Genomic DNA, 17,140 nt, shown 5'->3' on the forward strand with positions numbered 1-17,140 from the left:
TTGCATAATTTTTGTCGATTTATAGCGCTGAATTGGCTGAATTGATTTTATTTTATGCAAACGGTGCAAGATTTTTCATAAAGTTATTGACCCTGTTTTTGCATGCTGTATTATACACGGCATGCGGGAATAGCTCAGTTGGTAGAGCACAACCTTGCCAAGGTTGGGGTCGCGAGTTCGAGTCTCGTTTCCCGCTCCATATTCTTTTTTGTTTAGTTTTTTAATAGTAAAAAATTATTCGACCCTGCGGGAATAGCTCAGTTGGTAGAGCACAACCTTGCCAAGGTTGGGGTCGCGAGTTCGAGTCTCGTTTCCCGCTCCAGATTTTAAAAGCCCTGATCGAAAGATTGGGGCTTTTTTTATTTTCAGACTATTTAGCCAAGTTGAAATTAGATGCCTGGTGGAATATCTATTTCTCTGGGTATTTTCACAATCCCCTACTTCAATTGATTTATTGATTTATTAATTTAAAAGATAAAAATTGCTTTCTTCAATCTACATCCATAATTTTAGCTTCGTTATACAAAATTACATGCATTAGCGAGGTGCGTATCATACATGGCGCCTTTCTACACTCCAATGTGGTCCAAGCACAAGCGCATTCTATTGATTGGATCATAGTCTTTTTCTGTATTTCTAGCCTTATATTTACCAGCAAAATAATAAACAAACAGCTTATAAACATCTTTTTCATTATAGAGAAACCTTGTCTCGCATTTATTCTATCCTGATGAGCTGTTTATCTTTAATTTCAGGTGATCAGCTCCTCATTAGAAAATACTGTTTTTTATTTGACGCTAGTGTAGAAATATCTAAATATAGAATCCGAACAAAAATTTAAGAGAAAATAATGACAACAAAGATAGAGGTAAATTATCAACCCGATATTTTAGGGGCTGGCTATGAACAGGTCACCTTAGATCTTCCGAATGATTATGAAGGTCAGGTGGTGGCGACCCTCGTTCGCAAGAAAGCCGCTAAACCGACTAAAAAGGCGGTGCTATATATCCACGGTTTTATCGACTATTTTTTCCAGACTGAAATGGCAGAGCGTTTCAATGAGCAGGGTTTTGACTTTTATGCGCTGGACCTACGTAAATATGGCCGCTCCTATTTGCCGCATCAGAAGTACTATAACGTTCATAGCCTGTCAGAATATGATGCAGAAATTACTCAGGCACTGGATATTATCGGTCAGGAAAGTCATGACGCCGTGCTGCTTTGCGGACATTCAACGGGGGGCTTAACCACAACCTTGTATGCTGCACATCATCCTGATCATCCCCTGATTAAAGCGCTCTGGGCAAACAGTCCCTTTTATGATTTCAATATGAGTCGTCTGGAAAAGAAATTTGCCATTCCTCGAATGGCAGCAATGGGCAAACGTTTTCCAAACTTGCTGTTCCCAAGTCGTCTTAATAAGTGGTATGTCCCGAGTTTGCACGCCAGCCATCATGGTGAATGGAACTTTAACCTCGAATGGAAAAAAGTCCGTTATCCTATGGTGCGTTTGAGCTTTGTACATGCCATTCATGAGGCTCAAAAAGAACTGCATCAAGGTGTTCAGTTAAGCATTCCTGTTCTGATCATGCATTCGCATCAGACGACTTATCCACGAAAGTTTAATCGTCATGCACAAAGCAGCGATGTGATCCTGGAAGTGCAGGATATGATTCAGCATGCCAGCAAAATATCGGGCGATGTCACCTTATGCGAAATTCATAATGGCTTGCATGACCTAGTCCTGTCAGAAAAAGCGGTACGGGAGCAGGTCTATCAACAGCTGTTTGAATGGTTACAAACTAAAGGACTTTGAACAGTTCATAACCCTCATTATTGGCAAGATAGCGGGAAGGAAAATGATAAATCACCTTCCCCAAAATTTGCTCAAAGATTTTTCATCAAGCAGGTATTAATTGTTATTTTTTGGCAAGCCTATATGTGCGAAACATCATGTTTTAACGCCTTAAAAATTTAATCTATCCAACCTAGTAAATTGATTTTTATTAAAAATAATAAAATCTCCTTGCCCTCGCTTTGTTACCTTTTGTAGCACGCTTGTAAACCCTCGACATAGCGTCAGATTTGCTCTTTATATTAGCTATAACTATTCATTCCAAGATGAGTCTTCGTCTCTCAGCTTTATTTCTCTCACAGCTATAACAATCAATGAAAGGACAAAAATATGCGCTATGCAGATCCAAATACTGACGGTTCAAAAATTCAATTTAAAGCACAATACGAAAACTTTATTGGCGGTAAATGGGTGCCGCCGGTCAAAGGTGAATACTTTGATAATATTTCCCCAGTCGATGGCAAAGTTTTTACCAGAGCACCACGCTCCAGTGTAGAAGATATTGAACTCGCACTCGATGCCGCCCATGCCGCCAAAGCCCAGTGGAATAGTTCATCACCGACCACACGTTCAAATATCCTGCTCAAGATTGCCGATCGTCTAGAGGAAAACCTGGAATTGCTTGCAGTGGCAGAAACCTGGGACAACGGTAAACCGATTCGTGAAACCCTGAATGCAGATATTCCATTATGTATCGACCACTTCCGTTATTTTGCTGGTTGTATTCGCGCGCAAGAAGGCGGCATTTCAGAAATTGACGAAGACACCATCGCCTATCATTTCCATGAACCCCTCGGCGTTGTCGGTCAAATCATTCCGTGGAATTTCCCTATCTTAATGGCCGCATGGAAACTGGCTCCGGCTTTAGCTGCCGGTAACTGTATTGTGCTGAAACCAGCAGAACAAACCCCTGTAAGTATTTTAGTGCTGGTTGAACTGATTCAGGATCTTTTACCACCCGGTGTACTGAATATTGTTAATGGCTATGGCGTTGAGGTCGGTCGCCCACTGGCAACCAACCCTCGTATCGCAAAAATTGCTTTTACCGGTTCAACCGCAGTCGGCCAAATGATCATGCAGTATGCGACCGAGAATATTATTCCTGTGACCTTGGAGCTGGGCGGTAAATCACCAAACCTGTTCTTTGCAGATGTGATGGATCAAGAGGATGAATACCTAGATAAAGCCCTGGAAGGTTTTACCATGTTTGCCCTCAACCAAGGAGAAATCTGTACCTGCCCTTCACGTGCACTGGTACAGGAAAGTATTGCAGACAAATTCTTGGAACGTGCAGTTGAGCGTGTCAAGCGCATTAAGACCGGTCATCCGCTGGATACCGACACCATGATTGGCGCACAGGCATCGCAAGAACAGCAAGATAAGATTTTGGGTTGTATCGCCACAGGTCGTGAAGAAGGTGCTCAGGTCTTAACAGGTGGTGAAGCACGCCATGAAGTAGGTCAAGGCTTCTATATTGAACCGACCATTTTTAAAGGCACCAATGACATGAAAACCTTCCAGGAAGAAATTTTTGGACCGGTGCTGGCTGTCACCACCTTTAAGGACTTTGATGATGCTATTAAAATTGCCAATGACACCATTTATGGCTTAGGTGCTGGTGTCTGGTCGCGTTCAGCCCATACCTCTTATCGTGCCGGCCGTGCGATTCAGGCAGGTCGCGTCTGGACCAACTGTTATCACATTTACCCTGCCCATGCGGCATTTGGTGGTTATAAAAAATCAGGGATTGGACGCGAGAACCACAAAATGATGCTCGATCATTATCAACAAACCAAAAACTTGCTTGTCAGCTACTCGACCAAACCCGCAGGTTTCTTCTAATTCCTGTCTAAGCAAAAGCGAACTTCAGTTCGCTTTTTTATTGGCTTGGTAATTTTATCTTAAACAAAAAAATAACCGTCCCTCTATCCCAATAAAATCATAAAGCTATCCAAAACAAGTATATATCCCTCTATGATAAGTATTGATTTTTTTAATATTTTCAATTGGATAAAAAAAATACAAAAATTAAAAACTTCCATATAAAGTCGGCTTTCTTTGCCGAAAAAGACTGTGTATAACAATGTTCAGTTTAGGGAAATCAATAAGCATAGGCAAAATTGCTCAAAAAGCGTTAGACTATGCAACCAATAATGTCATGATTCGGTCTGAACAAGATCAAAAAAGAAGGTGAAGGTTGATGCCGCTCAATACAGTTGAAGAGCTTGTAGCAGATATCCGTGCAGGAAAAATGGTCATCCTGATGGATGATGAAGATCGTGAAAATGAAGGCGATTTAGTCATTGCTGCCACGCACGTGCGTCCTGAAGACATCAACTTTATGATCACCCATGCTCGTGGTTTAGTGTGTCTGACTTTAAGTAAAGAACGTTGCCAACAGTTGAATCTTCCATTGATGGTAGATGCTAATGGTGCTCAACACGGGACCAACTTCACGTTATCGATTGAAGCAGCTGAAGGTATTTCTACCGGTATTTCACCTGCAGAGCGTGCGCATACCATTCAAACCGCTGTGGCGGCTCATGCTAAACCTACGGACATCGTACAGCCTGGTCATATCTTCCCATTGATGGCACAGCCAGGTGGTGTCCTGCACCGTGCAGGTCATACCGAAGCAGGCTGTGACTTATCGCGTCTTGCAGGTTTAGAGCCAGCATCGGTCATTTGTGAAATCATCAATGAAGATGGCACCATGGCACGTCGTCCAGACCTTGAAGTCTTTGCCGAAAAGCATGGCTTGAAAATTGGTACGATTGCTGACCTGATTCATTATCGCATGACCAATGAGCAGACGGTTGAACGTTTAGATCAGCAAACAATTGATACCGAATACGGTACCTTTGATCTGTATCGTTACCGTGAATTAGGTAACCCGGATATTCATGTGGCACTAGTCAAAGGCGAGCCGAAAGAAGGCGTAACGACTGTACGTGTCCACGGCTTTAACCCGACACGGGACCTCTTAAAACTGAATAAACAGGACGGCGAACCGGCTTGGAATTTAGACAAGGCACTTAAAGAAATTGCAAGCAGTGATCGTGGTGTTTTGGTCTGGATTGGTCAACGTCATTTACAAGATCTAGGTCCTGCGCTTGATACTTTAAAAGCACCCAAAAATGTGAAATCCAATGCTGCACTGTCGCAGCAGTATCAAACGATTGGTGTCGGTGCACAAATTTTGCGTGATCTAGGCGTAGAAAAAATGAAGCTGCTGAGTTCACCATTACGCTTTAATGCATTGTCAGGTTTTAATTTAGAAGTGGTGGAATACATCACTGCACAACACACATCTTAAGATAAGAATCGAGGTTATTATGGCTGTTCGCCGTATTGAAGGTATGTTACATCTCGCGAACGAAGACCGTTATGCGATTTTAGTTGGTCGTTTTAACAGCTTTGTTGTTGAACATCTGTTAGAAGGTGCCGTTGATACATTGAAACGCCATGGTGTATCAGAGGATAATATCACGGTCGTTCATGCACCTGGTGCCTGGGAACTTCCAATCGTTGCAAAAAAATTAGCAGCGACTGGCAAGTTCGATGCCATCATTGCCTTGGGCGCTGTGATTCGTGGTAGCACACCGCACTTCGATTTCGTGGCAGGTGAATGTGCCAAAGGTTTAGGCGTAGTTGGTCTGGACGCTGGTCTTCCTGTCATTAATGGCGTACTCACTACGGATAGTATTGAACAAGCGATTGAACGCTCTGGAACAAAAGCAGGCAATAAAGGTAGTGAAGCTGCCTTGACTGCGATTGAAATGGTTAACTTGTTAAAGGCTATTTAAGGCTATGTCGCAAACACTTCAAGCAACTTATGCTGCAAAACGTAAAGCACGTCGTTTTGCCGTACAAGGAATTTATGAATGGCAAATGAGCCACAACCCTGTGCATGAGATTGAAGCACGTACACGTGTGGACAATGCCATGCACAAAGTGGATCTTGGCTATTATCATGAATTGTTGACTCAAGTGGTTGCCAATCATGAAGCATTGGATGCTTTGCTTATCCCTGTGCTGGATCGCGAACTTTCTGCACTTGACGGTGTAGAACTCGCAACACTTCGTTTAGGTGCGTATGAGCTCAAAGAACATCTTGAGATTCCATATCGTGTCGTTTTAGACGAAGCAATTGAGTTAGCTAAACATTTTGGCGGTGCAGACAGCCATAAATACATCAATGGTGTATTAGATCGTTTAGCGACAACTTTACGTGCAGCAGAAAAACAACAAGCAAACTAAGTTTTAAGTAGATTTGTTGTATGGCTGAGTTTTCGATTATCGACACCTATTTCAATCGTAAGAATCAAGATTCTGTCGATTTAGGGGTCGGTGACGACTCAGCCTTGCTCACCCCCCCTCCTCACCAGCAATTGGTGATTTGTGCCGACACCTTAGTTGCGGGTCGACATTTTCCTTTAGATACAAACCCACATGCCATTGGCTGGAAATCTGTTGCAGTCAATTTATCTGATATTGCCGCGATGGGCGCCACACCGCATAGTATTTTATTGGCATTGAGCTTACCCCAAATTGATCATGCTTGGCTCAAAGGCTTTAGCCAAGGGCTATACGACTGCTGCGATCAATTTGGTGTACGTTTAATTGGTGGTGATACCACGCAAAGTCCACATCTGACTCTATCTGTCACAGCACTGGGCTGGGTCGATACAGGCCTTGCTGTACCACGTTCAGGTGCCCAAATCGGTGATCTGATTTGTGTTTCAGGTACGGTTGGCGATGCGGCATTTGGCTTAAAGCATTTAGGTCATGATCTACAAAAACGTCTGGATTATCCAACGCCACGTTGTGCTTTAGGTGCTGCGCTTAAAGGCCTGGCCAATAGCATGATTGATGTCTCAGATGGTCTTGCACAAGATTTGGGACACATCCTTAAAGCATCAAATGTCGGCGCAAAGCTGCAACTTGAAAACTTACCACTAAGTACTGCCCTGCACGCCTTAAATGATGAACAAAAATGGCAGTATGCATTGGCGGGTGGCGACGATTATGAATTATGTTTTACAATAAGCCCGCAAAATTATGAAAAATTATTGCAAAAACAACTTGATGATTCGATTAGTATAATCGGCACAATTCAGCAACAGCGCGGCTTAACTTTTGAAAAAGATGGCGTAGATCATTTGCTTCAATTTAATGGGTATCAACATTTTGCATAAACCTTCAATCAATTTTAAAGCCATGTCATGGACCGACCGTTTTATTGTGTTCTGTGGTGTTGGTTTTGGTTCTGGCTTATTACCGAAAGCGCCGGGTACGTTTGGTTCAGCTTTTGCCTTATTGTTTATTCCGCTATGGCTTGCAATTGGTCTATCGAGCACCATATTAGCCATTATTCTAATGTCGCTCATTGGCATCTATATTTGCGGGCATACGGCTAAAGTCATGGGTGTACATGATGATGGTCGCATTGTCTGGGATGAATTTGCAGGTCAATCCATTACCTTTTTGCCTTTGCTCTATCTAAATGAAATGAGCTGGATGTGGGCATTGGTCGGTTTTGCTCTGTTCCGTTTATTCGATGTCTGGAAGCCCTGGCCGATTCGTGTCATTGACCGTCAAATTGACGGCGGTTTCGGCATCATGCTGGATGACATTATTGCTGGCCTGTGGGCGGCCCTTTGTATTTTGCTTTATTTTTACTTCACTGTGGCATAAGCCATATTTAGGATTAGAACATGTCAACGACTGTGATTATTCTTGCTGCAGGTAAAGGAACCCGTATGCGTTCCAGCTTACCGAAAGTATTACAACCCCTTGCAGGACGTCCTTTACTGGGTCATGTCATTGAAACGGCAAAAAAATTAAACGCAGATAATATTATTACGATTTATGGTCACGGTGGTGACCGGGTTCAGGCTGCTTTTGCAGAGCAAGAGATTAAATGGGTAGAACAGGCTGAACAGCTGGGTACCGGCCATGCAGTGCAAATGACCTTGCCTGTCCTGCCACAAGATGGCGTTTCGCTGATTCTTTCCGGCGATGTGCCGTGCATTAATCCTGTAACCTTGCAAAAATTACTCGATGCTACTGCAGAAACCGGTATTGGTCTGGTGACGCTTACCCTGCCGGATGCCAATGGTTATGGCCGTATCGTACGTGAACAAGGTCAGATCCAGGCCATTGTTGAGCACAAGGATGCTTCTGAAGAACAACGTCAAATCAAGGAAATCAATACCGGTATTTATGCCGTCAGCAATGCCAAGTTGCATCAATGGCTACCACGTTTAAGCAATGACAATGCGCAAGGTGAATATTACCTGACTGATATTGTGGCGATGGCTTTGGCAGATGGTATGCAAGTTGCATCTGTAGAACCTGAGCAGGCTTTTGAAGTTGAAGGGGTAAATGACCGGGTGCAGCTGGCTGCTTTAGAGCGTCAGTTCCAGGCATTTCAGGCCAAACAGCTCATGCAGCAAGGCGTACATCTGATTGATCCAAGCCGTTTTGACTTGCGTGGCAATTTAACCGTCGGTCAGGATGTCCGCATTGATATCAACGTGATTATCGAAGGTGATTGCGAGTTAGGTAACAATGTTGAAATTGGCGCTGGCTGTATCATCAAGAACACCAAGATTGCAGCGGGTACCAAGGTGCAGCCATATAGCATTTTCGATAGCGCCATCGTTGGGGAAGATACCCAAATTGGACCTTTTGCACGTTTACGTCCAGGGGCAAAACTTGCCAATGAAGTTCACATTGGTAACTTTGTTGAAGTTAAAAATACCACGATTGGTCTAGGCTCTAAAGCCAACCACTTTACCTACCTGGGTGATGCTGAAGTTGGTGCAGGCTCAAACATCGGTGCAGGGACCATTACCTGTAATTATGATGGTGCCAACAAATTTAAAACAATTATTGGTGATCAAGCCTTTATTGGCTCGAACAGTTCATTAGTGGCACCTGTGAGAATTGGTAACGGTGCTACAGTCGGTGCAGGCTCGACGATTACCCGTGATGTGGAAGACAACAGTTTGGCAGTAGAGCGCTCTAAGCAATTTGCCAAAGAAAACTATCCACGTCCGCAAAAAATCAAGAAATAAGGGGAACAAATATGTGTGGTATCGTCGGTGGCATTGCGGAACGCAGCATTACCAATATTTTAATTGAAGGCTTAAAACGCCTGGAATACCGTGGCTATGATTCAGCAGGTTTAGCCCTGATTAACAATCATCAGGTTCTGCGTGAACGCCGTGTCGGCAAGGTTTCCAACCTTGAACAGGCGGTGAATGAATCACAGATTAGTGGTTCACTCGGTATTGCACATACACGCTGGGCAACCCATGGCAAACCGACTGAAGAAAATGCCCATCCGCATATTTCTGAAAATGTGGCAGTGGTTCATAATGGTATTATTGAGAACTATCAAGAGCTTAAAGATGATCTTGAAGCTTTGGGCTATGTCTTTACTTCACAGACCGATACTGAAGTGGTTGCCCATCTGATCAATGATGCGCTGAAATCTACCCCAAGCCTGTTAGAAGCTGTACGTCAGGTGGTGCCGCAACTAAAAGGTGCTTATGCACTGGGTATCGTACATACGGATCATCCAGATGAACTGATTACCGTGCGTGAAGGCTCTCCACTGGTGATTGGTGTCGGCATTGGTGAAAACTTTATCAGTTCTGACCAGCTGGCGCTGCTCCCGATTACCAACCGTTTTATCTACCTGGAAGAAGGTGATATTGCCCGTTTGACCCGCACCACCATTGAAGTCTTTGTCGACGGTCAACTGGTGAATCGCCCAGTCAAAGAACTGGATGCTGCGGTCAGCAATGCATCTAAAGGTGAATACAAGCATTACATGCTCAAAGAAATTTATGAGCAGCCTGAAGCGATCAAACAGACGATTTCCCAAGCCTTGAATGGTAATGATCTGCGCGAAGATTTCCTCGCGAATGCCGTTGAGGATTTTACCAAAATTCAGCAAATCCAGATTATTGCCTGTGGTACCAGCTATCATGCTGGCATGATCGCCAAATACTGGTTTGAACAGCTGATCGATCTGCCTTGCCAGATCGAGATTGCCAGCGAATTCCGTTATCGTACGCCAGTGATTGTAAATCACACGCTGTATATTTGTATTTCCCAATCTGGTGAAACTGCCGATACCTTGGCTGCATTACGTGATACACAGAAACGTGCGGCTACCAAAGGACTAGACATCACCACCATGACGATCTGTAACGTGGCAACCTCCTCGATGGTACGTGAAACCAATCACAACCTGCTGACTTTGGCAGGCCCTGAGATTGGTGTTGCATCGACTAAAGCCTTTACCACACAGCTAGCTGCACTGATGCTGTTGGTACTGAAACTGGGTACAGTCAAAAATACAATTTCAGCAGAACAGGTCACAGCTATTAGCACCGACTTATGGCATATGCCAAAAGTGATTCTGGATACCTTGCATCATAACGATGAAATTTTACGCCTTTCTGAACTGTTTGTAGAAAAGCAGCACTGTCTGTTCCTGGGCCGCGGTACACATTTTCCGATTGCGCTAGAAGGTGCCTTGAAGCTGAAGGAAATTTCCTATATTCATGCTGAAGGTTATGCGGCAGGTGAACTGAAGCATGGTCCATTAGCCTTGGTCGACAACGACATGCCAGTGGTGATTCTGGCGCCACAGGATGACATGCTGGATAAACTCAAATCCAATATGGAAGAAGTGCAGGCACGTGGTGGTGAGCTATTCGTCTTTGCTGATGAAAATAGTGGTATTAAAGCCAAAGACCGTCAGCATGTGGTCTTTGTACCAGGCGTCGATCCAATCTTGGCACCAATTGTGTATAGCATTCCGGTGCAGTTATTGTCCTATCATGTTGCAGTGCTGCGTGGTACGGATGTCGATCAGCCGCGTAACTTGGCAAAATCGGTCACTGTAGAATAATTAGAATTGAATCAAGGCTGGGGAACTGGCCTTTTCCTTCTGAATAGAGAGCCTCTAAATGACAAGACTGACGTGCTTCAAAGCCTATGACATTCGCGGAAAATTGGGTAGCGAACTCAATGAAGAGATTGCCTATAAAATAGGTCGCGCCTATGGACAAATTTACCAGCCCGAAACCATTGTGGTCGGTTGTGATGTGCGCCTTAGCAGTGAAGGTTTAAAACAGGCCACTATCCGCGGTTTAAATGATGCGGGCGTTAATGTTCTAGATTTAGGTATGACCGGGACTGAAGAAGTTTATTTTGGTGCCTTCCATTTAGATGTGCAAGGTGGTATTGAAGTCACTGCCAGTCATAACCCGATGGATTATAATGGCATGAAACTGGTGCGTGAAAATGCCCGTCCGATCAGTGCCGATACAGGTTTAAAAGAAATTCAAGCGCTGGCTGAAACAGGTACTTTTAATGAGGTTGTAGAAAAAGGCACAACCAAAAAATATAATATCCTGCCTGAATTTGTCGATCATCTAATGACCTATATTGACCCTGCAAAAATTTGCCCGATGAAACTGGTGGTGAATGCCGGTAATGGCGCAGCAGGTCATGTCATTGATGCGATCGAAGTAAAATTTAAAGAACTCAATGTTCCCGTCGAATTCATCAAAATTCACCATGAAGCCGATGGCAACTTCCCGAATGGTATTCCGAATCCAATTCTGGTTGAAAACCGTGACAGTACCCGTAATGCCGTGATTGAGCATCAAGCAGATATGGGCATTGCCTGGGATGGTGACTTTGACCGCTGTTTCCTGTTCGATGAAAAAGGCCAGTTTATTGAAGGTTATTATATTGTCGGTCTGCTGGCACAGGCTTTCCTGCTAAAACAATCTGGCGAAAAGATCGTACATGACCCGCGTCTAGTCTGGAATACGCTGGATATCGTGGAACAATACCAAGGGATCACGGTGCAGTCCAAGTCAGGCCATGCCTTTATTAAAGATGTGATGCGTGAACATAATGCGGCTTATGGTGGAGAAATGAGTGCCCATCACTATTTCCGTGACTTTGCTTACTGTGACAGCGGCATGATTCCATGGTTGCTGGCTATGGCTGTACTATCTGAAACAGGCAAATCCTTATCTTCTCTCGTGGAAGAAATGATTGCCAAGTTCCCATGTTCAGGTGAAATTAATTTTAAAGTGGCCGATACCCAGGCCACCATCCAAAAACTTTTCGATCATTATACCGATCAGAAACCTGAAATTGATCAGACTGATGGCGTCAGCCTGAATTTTGGTAGCTGGCGTTTTAATGTGCGCGCATCTAATACCGAACCATTATTGCGTTTGAATATTGAAAGCCGTCGTGACCAGAATCCACGACCAATGCAAGACTATGTGAATGAGCTGACCCAGCTGATTCAAGGCAGCTGAAGTCAGAAAAAAAAGAGCCAGATCAAAATGGCTCTTTTTTATGCTTGCTACTTATCTGAACAAATTAATCTCGATAACCTTGTGGATTCTGCTTCTGCCAGTTCCAGCTATCTGCCAGCATATCTTCCAGGCCATATTTTGGTTGCCAACCCAGCTCTTTTATTGCACGGGTATTATCGGCAAAAGACGTTGCCACATCACCTTCACGACGCGGAGCGATTTCAAATGGAATCTGCACCTCGTTGACCTGCTCAAAGGTATTTTTGATTTGCAAGACTGAACAGCCTTGTCCCGTACCAATGTTCCAGGCACGGCAACCTTGTGCTTGCAAACGGTTAGTCAATGCACATAAATGCGCATTGGCCAGATCCACCACATGAATATAATCCCGTACGCCTGTCCCATCTACCGTATCGTAATCATCCCCAAAAATAGACAGTTTTTCACGACGGCCCACAGCCACCTGGGTCACATACGGCATCAGGTTATTGGGAATCCCTTGCGGGTCTTCACCAATCTGCCCACTTTTATGCGCACCAACCGGATTAAAATAACGCAACAAGGCAATTGACCAGCGATCATCAGATGCCGATAGCTTTTGTAATAGCTGCTCTACAATCAGCTTGGTATAACCATAGTTATTGCTCGGCATACCGGTCGGCATATCTTCATTTAAAGGCGAGATATTGGCTTCATCATAGACTGTAGCCGAGGAACTGAAGACCAGACGGAATATACCAGCGCGCTGCATGGCCTGTACCAGGCTGATGGAACCTGAAATATTATTTTCAAAATACGTCAGCGGAATTTGCTGGCTTTCCCCTACGGCTTTTAGACCAGCGAAATGAATCACGGCATCAATTTGATAGGTACTAAAAATCTGATTCAAAATATTTTGATCTAGAATATCACCCTGAATAAAATCCAAAGATTTCGAAGCCAAAGCCTGCACACGATTCAGAGATTCTTTAGAACTATTAGAAAGATTATCTAATACCACGACTTCATGTCCGGCATTTAATAATTCCAGACAGGTATGTGAGCCGATATAACCAGCACCACCTGTTACCAGTACTTTAGCCACGCTGTTTCCCCATTAATATTGCAATTAAACCTTGTGTCGAGGCATCCAGCGCGGACACATCCGCCTGTTCTCCATTTAAAATCGGCAAGAGCTGGTTAGCAATTTCCTTGCCTTTTTCGACGCCCCACTGGTCAAAAGGATTGATATTCCACAGTACTGACTGCACAAACACCTTATGTTCATACATGGCGATCAGCATCCCCAGACTATAAGGATTGAGCTCTTGCATTAAAATAGTTGAACTCGGCTGGTTCCCTGCATACTGCTTATAGGTCGGTAGGTCGGTCAGTTCACTGGCATCGAGCGCCTGATTACCAAAGGCCAGTAGCCGCGACTGTGCCAGACAGTTGGACAGGGCCAAATGATGCTGTTCAATCAGCGCATCGGCATTATCGGCATAGGTAAACTGGTTCGCATTATAACGCTGAACCGGTGCAATAAAATCACTGCTCACCGATTGGGTACCCTGATGCAATAACTGATAGAAGGCATGCTGGGCATTCGGTCCAACTTCTCCCCAGATAATCGGGCAGGTATCCCACTCTACTTTCTCGCTATTACGCTGAATGGATTTACCATTGGATTCCATTTCCAGCTGTTGCAAATAAGAAGCAAAATATTTTAACCGGCCATCATAAGGCAATACGGCATGGGTTTGTATATCCAGGAAGTTATTGTTCCAGACCCCTAACAGCCCCATTAGCACCGGAATGTTCTGTTCAAATGGCGCAGTCTGGAAATGCTCATCTACTGCATGGGCACCCGCTAAAAAGTGCTGAAAACCCTGTACTCCGATCGTCAATGCAATAGGCAAGCCAATACAGGACCAGAGCGAATAACGGCCGCCAACCCAATCCCAGAGCAGGAACTGGTTTTCTGGTGCAATTCCCCAAGCAGTCATTTTCTCCGGCTTGGTCGAGACCCCAATAAAATGATGCTGGATCGTGCGCAGGTCTTGTCCCAGGGTTTTTTCCAGCCACAGGCGTACCGTTTGCGCATTAGAGAGGGTGTCAATGGTACCGAAAGATTTGGAGGAGATAATAAACAGTGTCGTTTCAGGGCGCAGCTTATGCAGCAGATCAGACAGCTGGCTGCCATCCATGGTCGATACGAAATGTACATTTAAGGGACGCTGAGTCGGCTGTTTAAAGTCAGACAGGGCTTGACTGACCATCAGCGGGCCTAAATCCGAACCGCCTACCCCGATATTGACTACATCCTGAATCACTTCACCGGTAGCACCGCGGTACTGTCCAGCATGGATTTTTTCTACCAAGGTGAACATGCGCTGTAACTGGGTATGCACCTCGGCAGCCAGTTCAGGATGCTGTTCATTCTGCTCAGGCAAACGTAAGGCCCAATGCATTGCAGCACGCTGCTCGGTATAGTTAACCTGCTCTTGGGAAAACAGCCGTTTGATCCACTGTTTCAGATCTTGTACCTGTGCCAGTTGCACTAAAGCCTGCAGCACATCCTGATCTATTCGATGTTTACTAAAATCAAAGGTTACCGGCTCCAGATTCACCGAGAAGTGCTGAAAACGCTGAGGATCTTGCTGAAACAGCTCTTGCAGATGCTTGTGTTCAAACTGCTGTTTTAAAATATTTAATCGGCTTAAAACAGCCTCTTTCTCTTCGAGGGGATAAGGTTGCTGAATTACACTCATTAACGTCCTACTCCCTTATAGGCAAAACCTTGTGCTTTCATATACTCCGGATTATAAATATTACGTCCATCCAGGATCAGTGGATGCTGCATTTGATTCAACAGGCTGCGGTAATTGGGACTCCAGTATTGTTTCCAGGCTGTGAGTACGCATAGGGCATGTGCTCCATTTACAGCCTCGTACTGATCTGTGCAATACACCAGATCATCGCGTTGTCCGTAGACTTTTTCAATTTCCGCCAAGGCTTGAGGATCATGCAGCTTGACGGTCACCCCTTGAGCCCAGAGTGCGGTCAACATGGCATGAATCGGGGATTGCTGGATACGCGAGGTATTTTCCTTAAAGGATGCTCCCCAGATCGCTACAGTTTTCCCGGCCAGATCACCATGGTAATAATTCCACAGCTTGCGAAATAGCAGTTCTTTTTGCTGCTCATTAATTTCCCAGACCTGAGCCATTAGCTGGCTTTTCGCGCCGGTGCCTGACACAGTACTGGCCAGGATCTGAATATCATGCGAGAAGTTTTCGCCGCCGAACCCAGCCCCCGGATACAGATAAGATGAACCAATTCGGCTATCCGCTGCCAGCCCCTGGCGTACATGCTCAATATCAATACCAAGTTTTTCAGCCACCAGAGCCAGATCATTGATATAGCTGATGCGCGTGGCCAGCATGCCGGACACGCTCAGTTTGGTAAATTCGGCATCCAGAACCGGCATAAACAGGTATTGCTGTTCACGCGGAAATAACGGCCTGAGCAATTCCTTCAAAAGTGTTTTCGCCGTTTCATTGCTATAGCCGACAATGAGCTGGCTGGCTTCGGTCAGGCTGCGTAAGGCATTACCTTCCTGAATCACATCTGGCAAATAGATCCAGTAATCTTCTGAAAGAATTTGCTGGAATTTTTCGGTACCGTGAAGGCCCAAGGTAGAAGCATTGATCATCAGTTTTGGATGAATAATTGGACGCTGCTTGAGCTCACGCAGGATTTCCAGACCCTGACTTTCTTCAGTCGGACTTAAGCTAAACAGATAGACATCAATATCTAAAGGAATCGCCTCGAACTTGCAGTATTGTAAAAAGCCCTTGGCATGCTGCTTGTTCAGTAACTGCTGTACGGCTTCATCCTGTGCATAAACCTGCTCGGAAGACGGTTTTTTCAGCAAATCACACCAGTAGACCTGATGACCACATTCTGCCAGTAGGGCTGCCATGACACCGGCATATAAGGTCTGACCAAATACTGCTATGTTCATAAGGATCCTTATTATTGTTAAAGTCTATATTTAGAGCTTCAGTTCTTGAATCAGGGCTTTAAAGGACTCACCCAGTACCGGATGATCCACACCATAGTGCAATACAGCTTTGAGATAACCCAGTTTACTGCCACAGTCAAAGGTCTGGCCTTTCATGCGATAGGCCTCTACCGTATCAGTCTGCTGTAACATGGCAATCGCATCGGTCAGCTGGATTTCATTGCCTGCACCACGTGGGGTCTGTTCCAGTAACTGCATGATTTTTGCCGGCAGGATATAACGGCCCACTACCGATAAATTTGAAGGCGCCGTTCCCACCGCCGGCTTTTCTACAATGCCTTGCATCACGATGCTTTGTCCTTCAGCAGGTGATTCTGCGACATCTACAATGCCGTATTGATCGACCAGATGATCCGGCACAGCTTCCACCATAATCTGTGCAGCTTGAGATGCATTAAAATGTTGAATCATCAAGCTTAGGTCATTGACCGGATCAGAATCTTTCACCAATACATCAGGCAGTAAAACGGCAAAGTCATCTTCTCCAATCACTGCTTTTGCACACAAAACAGCGTGTCCTAAACCTAGGGGCTGAGGTTGACGTACACTAATCACGCTGACATGTGAAGGGAGAATCTCGGTAATTTCTTTCAGCAAATCAAATTTCTTTTTGTTTTCAAGCGTCGTTTCCAGCTCAAAACTACGATCAAAATAGTTTTCAATTGAGGCTTTGGAGCTATGGGTGACCAGGATAATCTGCTCAATTCCCGCAGCGACCGCTTCTTTCACCACATATTCAATCGCTGGACGGTCAACGACAGTCACCATTTCCTTAGGAATAGATTTGCTGGCTGGGAGAAACCGGGTACCCAAACCTGCGACTGGCAAAATGGCTTTCTTAATCATAAATAAACT

Annotated in this window: 14 protein-coding genes and 2 tRNA genes; 12 read left to right on the forward strand and 4 right to left on the reverse strand. The window is 44.7% G+C overall.

Features of this window, described 5'->3' with window-relative positions:
• Positions 1-123: 123 nt before the first annotated feature.
• The 12 genes from F899_RS00835 to F899_RS00895 all read left to right on the forward strand — a co-directional run bounded on the left by F899_RS00835 (position 124) and on the right by F899_RS00895 (position 12,219).
• Positions 124-199: transfer RNA gene (locus F899_RS00835), tRNA-Gly, on the forward strand.
• A 47-nt stretch (positions 200-246) separates the two neighbouring features.
• A tRNA-Gly gene (locus tag F899_RS00840) sits at positions 247-322 on the forward strand.
• A gap of 528 nt (positions 323-850) precedes the next feature.
• Positions 851-1,816, forward strand: a complete 966-nt coding sequence (locus tag F899_RS00850; protein ID WP_005220329.1) for an alpha/beta hydrolase — start codon at positions 851-853, stop codon at positions 1,814-1,816.
• 369 nt (positions 1,817-2,185) lie between these two features.
• A complete protein-coding gene (locus F899_RS00855; RefSeq protein ID WP_005220331.1) occupies positions 2,186-3,697 on the forward strand; it encodes an acetaldehyde dehydrogenase ExaC in 1,512 nt (503 codons plus the stop codon).
• A gap of 358 nt (positions 3,698-4,055) precedes the next feature.
• Positions 4,056-5,171 carry a bifunctional 3,4-dihydroxy-2-butanone-4-phosphate synthase/GTP cyclohydrolase II gene (gene ribBA / locus F899_RS00860; RefSeq protein ID WP_004895820.1) on the forward strand — a complete coding sequence of 372 codons (1,116 nt, stop codon included), beginning with the start codon at positions 4,056-4,058 and terminating at the stop codon, positions 5,169-5,171.
• 19 nt (positions 5,172-5,190) lie between these two features.
• Positions 5,191-5,661 (forward strand): 6,7-dimethyl-8-ribityllumazine synthase, encoded by a 471-nt coding sequence (gene ribE, locus F899_RS00865; RefSeq protein WP_004814177.1) that lies wholly within the window; start codon positions 5,191-5,193, stop codon positions 5,659-5,661.
• Between the two features lie 4 nt (positions 5,662-5,665).
• Complete coding sequence (gene nusB, locus F899_RS00870) at positions 5,666-6,115, forward strand: transcription antitermination factor NusB (RefSeq protein WP_004814175.1); 450 nt, start codon at positions 5,666-5,668, stop codon at positions 6,113-6,115.
• A gap of 20 nt (positions 6,116-6,135) precedes the next feature.
• Positions 6,136-7,053, forward strand: coding sequence for a thiamine-phosphate kinase (thiL, locus tag F899_RS00875; protein ID WP_005220336.1), 918 nt, complete (start codon positions 6,136-6,138; stop codon positions 7,051-7,053).
• Positions 7,031-7,552, forward strand: a complete 522-nt coding sequence (locus tag F899_RS00880; protein ID WP_005220337.1) for a phosphatidylglycerophosphatase A family protein — start codon at positions 7,031-7,033, stop codon at positions 7,550-7,552. Before thiL ends, F899_RS00880 begins: the two co-directional genes overlap by 23 nt.
• 20 nt (positions 7,553-7,572) lie before the next feature.
• Positions 7,573-8,937 (forward strand): bifunctional UDP-N-acetylglucosamine diphosphorylase/glucosamine-1-phosphate N-acetyltransferase GlmU, encoded by a 1,365-nt coding sequence (glmU, locus tag F899_RS00885; protein ID WP_005220339.1) that lies wholly within the window; start codon positions 7,573-7,575, stop codon positions 8,935-8,937.
• Positions 8,938-8,948: 11 nt separating this feature from the next.
• On the forward strand, positions 8,949-10,787 hold the full coding sequence (glmS, locus tag F899_RS00890; RefSeq protein WP_005220341.1) for a glutamine--fructose-6-phosphate transaminase (isomerizing): 1,839 nt from the start codon (positions 8,949-8,951) through the stop codon (positions 10,785-10,787).
• A 58-nt stretch (positions 10,788-10,845) separates the two neighbouring features.
• On the forward strand, positions 10,846-12,219 hold the full coding sequence (locus F899_RS00895) for a phosphohexomutase domain-containing protein (RefSeq protein WP_005220343.1): 1,374 nt from the start codon (positions 10,846-10,848) through the stop codon (positions 12,217-12,219).
• 64 nt (positions 12,220-12,283) lie between these two features.
• Here F899_RS00895 and galE read toward each other — a convergent pair whose 3' ends face one another.
• Genes galE through galU form a run of 4 tightly spaced genes read right to left on the reverse strand, consistent with a single transcriptional unit; the run spans position 12,284 to position 17,131 of the window.
• Positions 12,284-13,303, reverse strand: a complete 1,020-nt coding sequence (gene galE / locus F899_RS00900; protein WP_005220344.1) for a UDP-glucose 4-epimerase GalE — start codon at positions 13,301-13,303, stop codon at positions 12,284-12,286.
• A complete protein-coding gene (pgi, locus tag F899_RS00905) occupies positions 13,296-14,969 on the reverse strand; it encodes a glucose-6-phosphate isomerase (protein WP_005220346.1) in 1,674 nt (557 codons plus the stop codon). Before pgi ends, galE begins: the two co-directional genes overlap by 8 nt.
• Complete coding sequence (locus F899_RS00910; protein WP_005220360.1) at positions 14,969-16,225, reverse strand: nucleotide sugar dehydrogenase; 1,257 nt, start codon at positions 16,223-16,225, stop codon at positions 14,969-14,971. Before F899_RS00910 ends, pgi begins: the two co-directional genes overlap by 1 nt.
• A gap of 30 nt (positions 16,226-16,255) precedes the next feature.
• A complete protein-coding gene (gene galU, locus F899_RS00915; protein ID WP_005220361.1) occupies positions 16,256-17,131 on the reverse strand; it encodes a UTP--glucose-1-phosphate uridylyltransferase GalU in 876 nt (291 codons plus the stop codon).
• Positions 17,132-17,140 lie beyond the last annotated feature (9 nt).

Origin of the sequence: Acinetobacter sp. CIP 101934 (assembly GCF_000369585.1) — a bacterium.
Lineage (GTDB): Bacteria > Pseudomonadota > Gammaproteobacteria > Pseudomonadales > Moraxellaceae > Acinetobacter > Acinetobacter schindleri.

What these genes read in the sequence shown, in the direction of transcription:
- F899_RS00850 (WP_005220329.1), top strand. Translation starts at nt 851, where the DNA reads ATGACAACAAAGATAGAGGTAAATTATCAACCCGATATTTTAGGGGCT.
- F899_RS00855 (WP_005220331.1), top strand. Translation starts at nt 2,186, where the DNA reads ATGCGCTATGCAGATCCAAATACTGACGGTTCAAAAATTCAATTTAAA.
- ribBA (WP_004895820.1), top strand. Translation starts at nt 4,056, where the DNA reads ATGCCGCTCAATACAGTTGAAGAGCTTGTAGCAGATATCCGTGCAGGA.
- ribE (WP_004814177.1), top strand. Translation starts at nt 5,191, where the DNA reads ATGGCTGTTCGCCGTATTGAAGGTATGTTACATCTCGCGAACGAAGAC.
- nusB (WP_004814175.1), top strand. Translation starts at nt 5,666, where the DNA reads ATGTCGCAAACACTTCAAGCAACTTATGCTGCAAAACGTAAAGCACGT.
- thiL (WP_005220336.1), top strand. Translation starts at nt 6,136, where the DNA reads ATGGCTGAGTTTTCGATTATCGACACCTATTTCAATCGTAAGAATCAA.
- F899_RS00880 (WP_005220337.1), top strand. Translation starts at nt 7,031, where the DNA reads ATGGGTATCAACATTTTGCATAAACCTTCAATCAATTTTAAAGCCATG.
- glmU (WP_005220339.1), top strand. Translation starts at nt 7,573, where the DNA reads ATGTCAACGACTGTGATTATTCTTGCTGCAGGTAAAGGAACCCGTATG.
- glmS (WP_005220341.1), top strand. Translation starts at nt 8,949, where the DNA reads ATGTGTGGTATCGTCGGTGGCATTGCGGAACGCAGCATTACCAATATT.
- F899_RS00895 (WP_005220343.1), top strand. Translation starts at nt 10,846, where the DNA reads ATGACAAGACTGACGTGCTTCAAAGCCTATGACATTCGCGGAAAATTG.
- pgi (WP_005220346.1), bottom strand. Translation starts at nt 14,969, where the DNA reads ATGAGTGTAATTCAGCAACCTTATCCCCTCGAAGAGAAAGAGGCTGTT.
- F899_RS00910 (WP_005220360.1), bottom strand. Translation starts at nt 16,225, where the DNA reads ATGAACATAGCAGTATTTGGTCAGACCTTATATGCCGGTGTCATGGCA.
- galU (WP_005220361.1), bottom strand. Translation starts at nt 17,131, where the DNA reads ATGATTAAGAAAGCCATTTTGCCAGTCGCAGGTTTGGGTACCCGGTTT.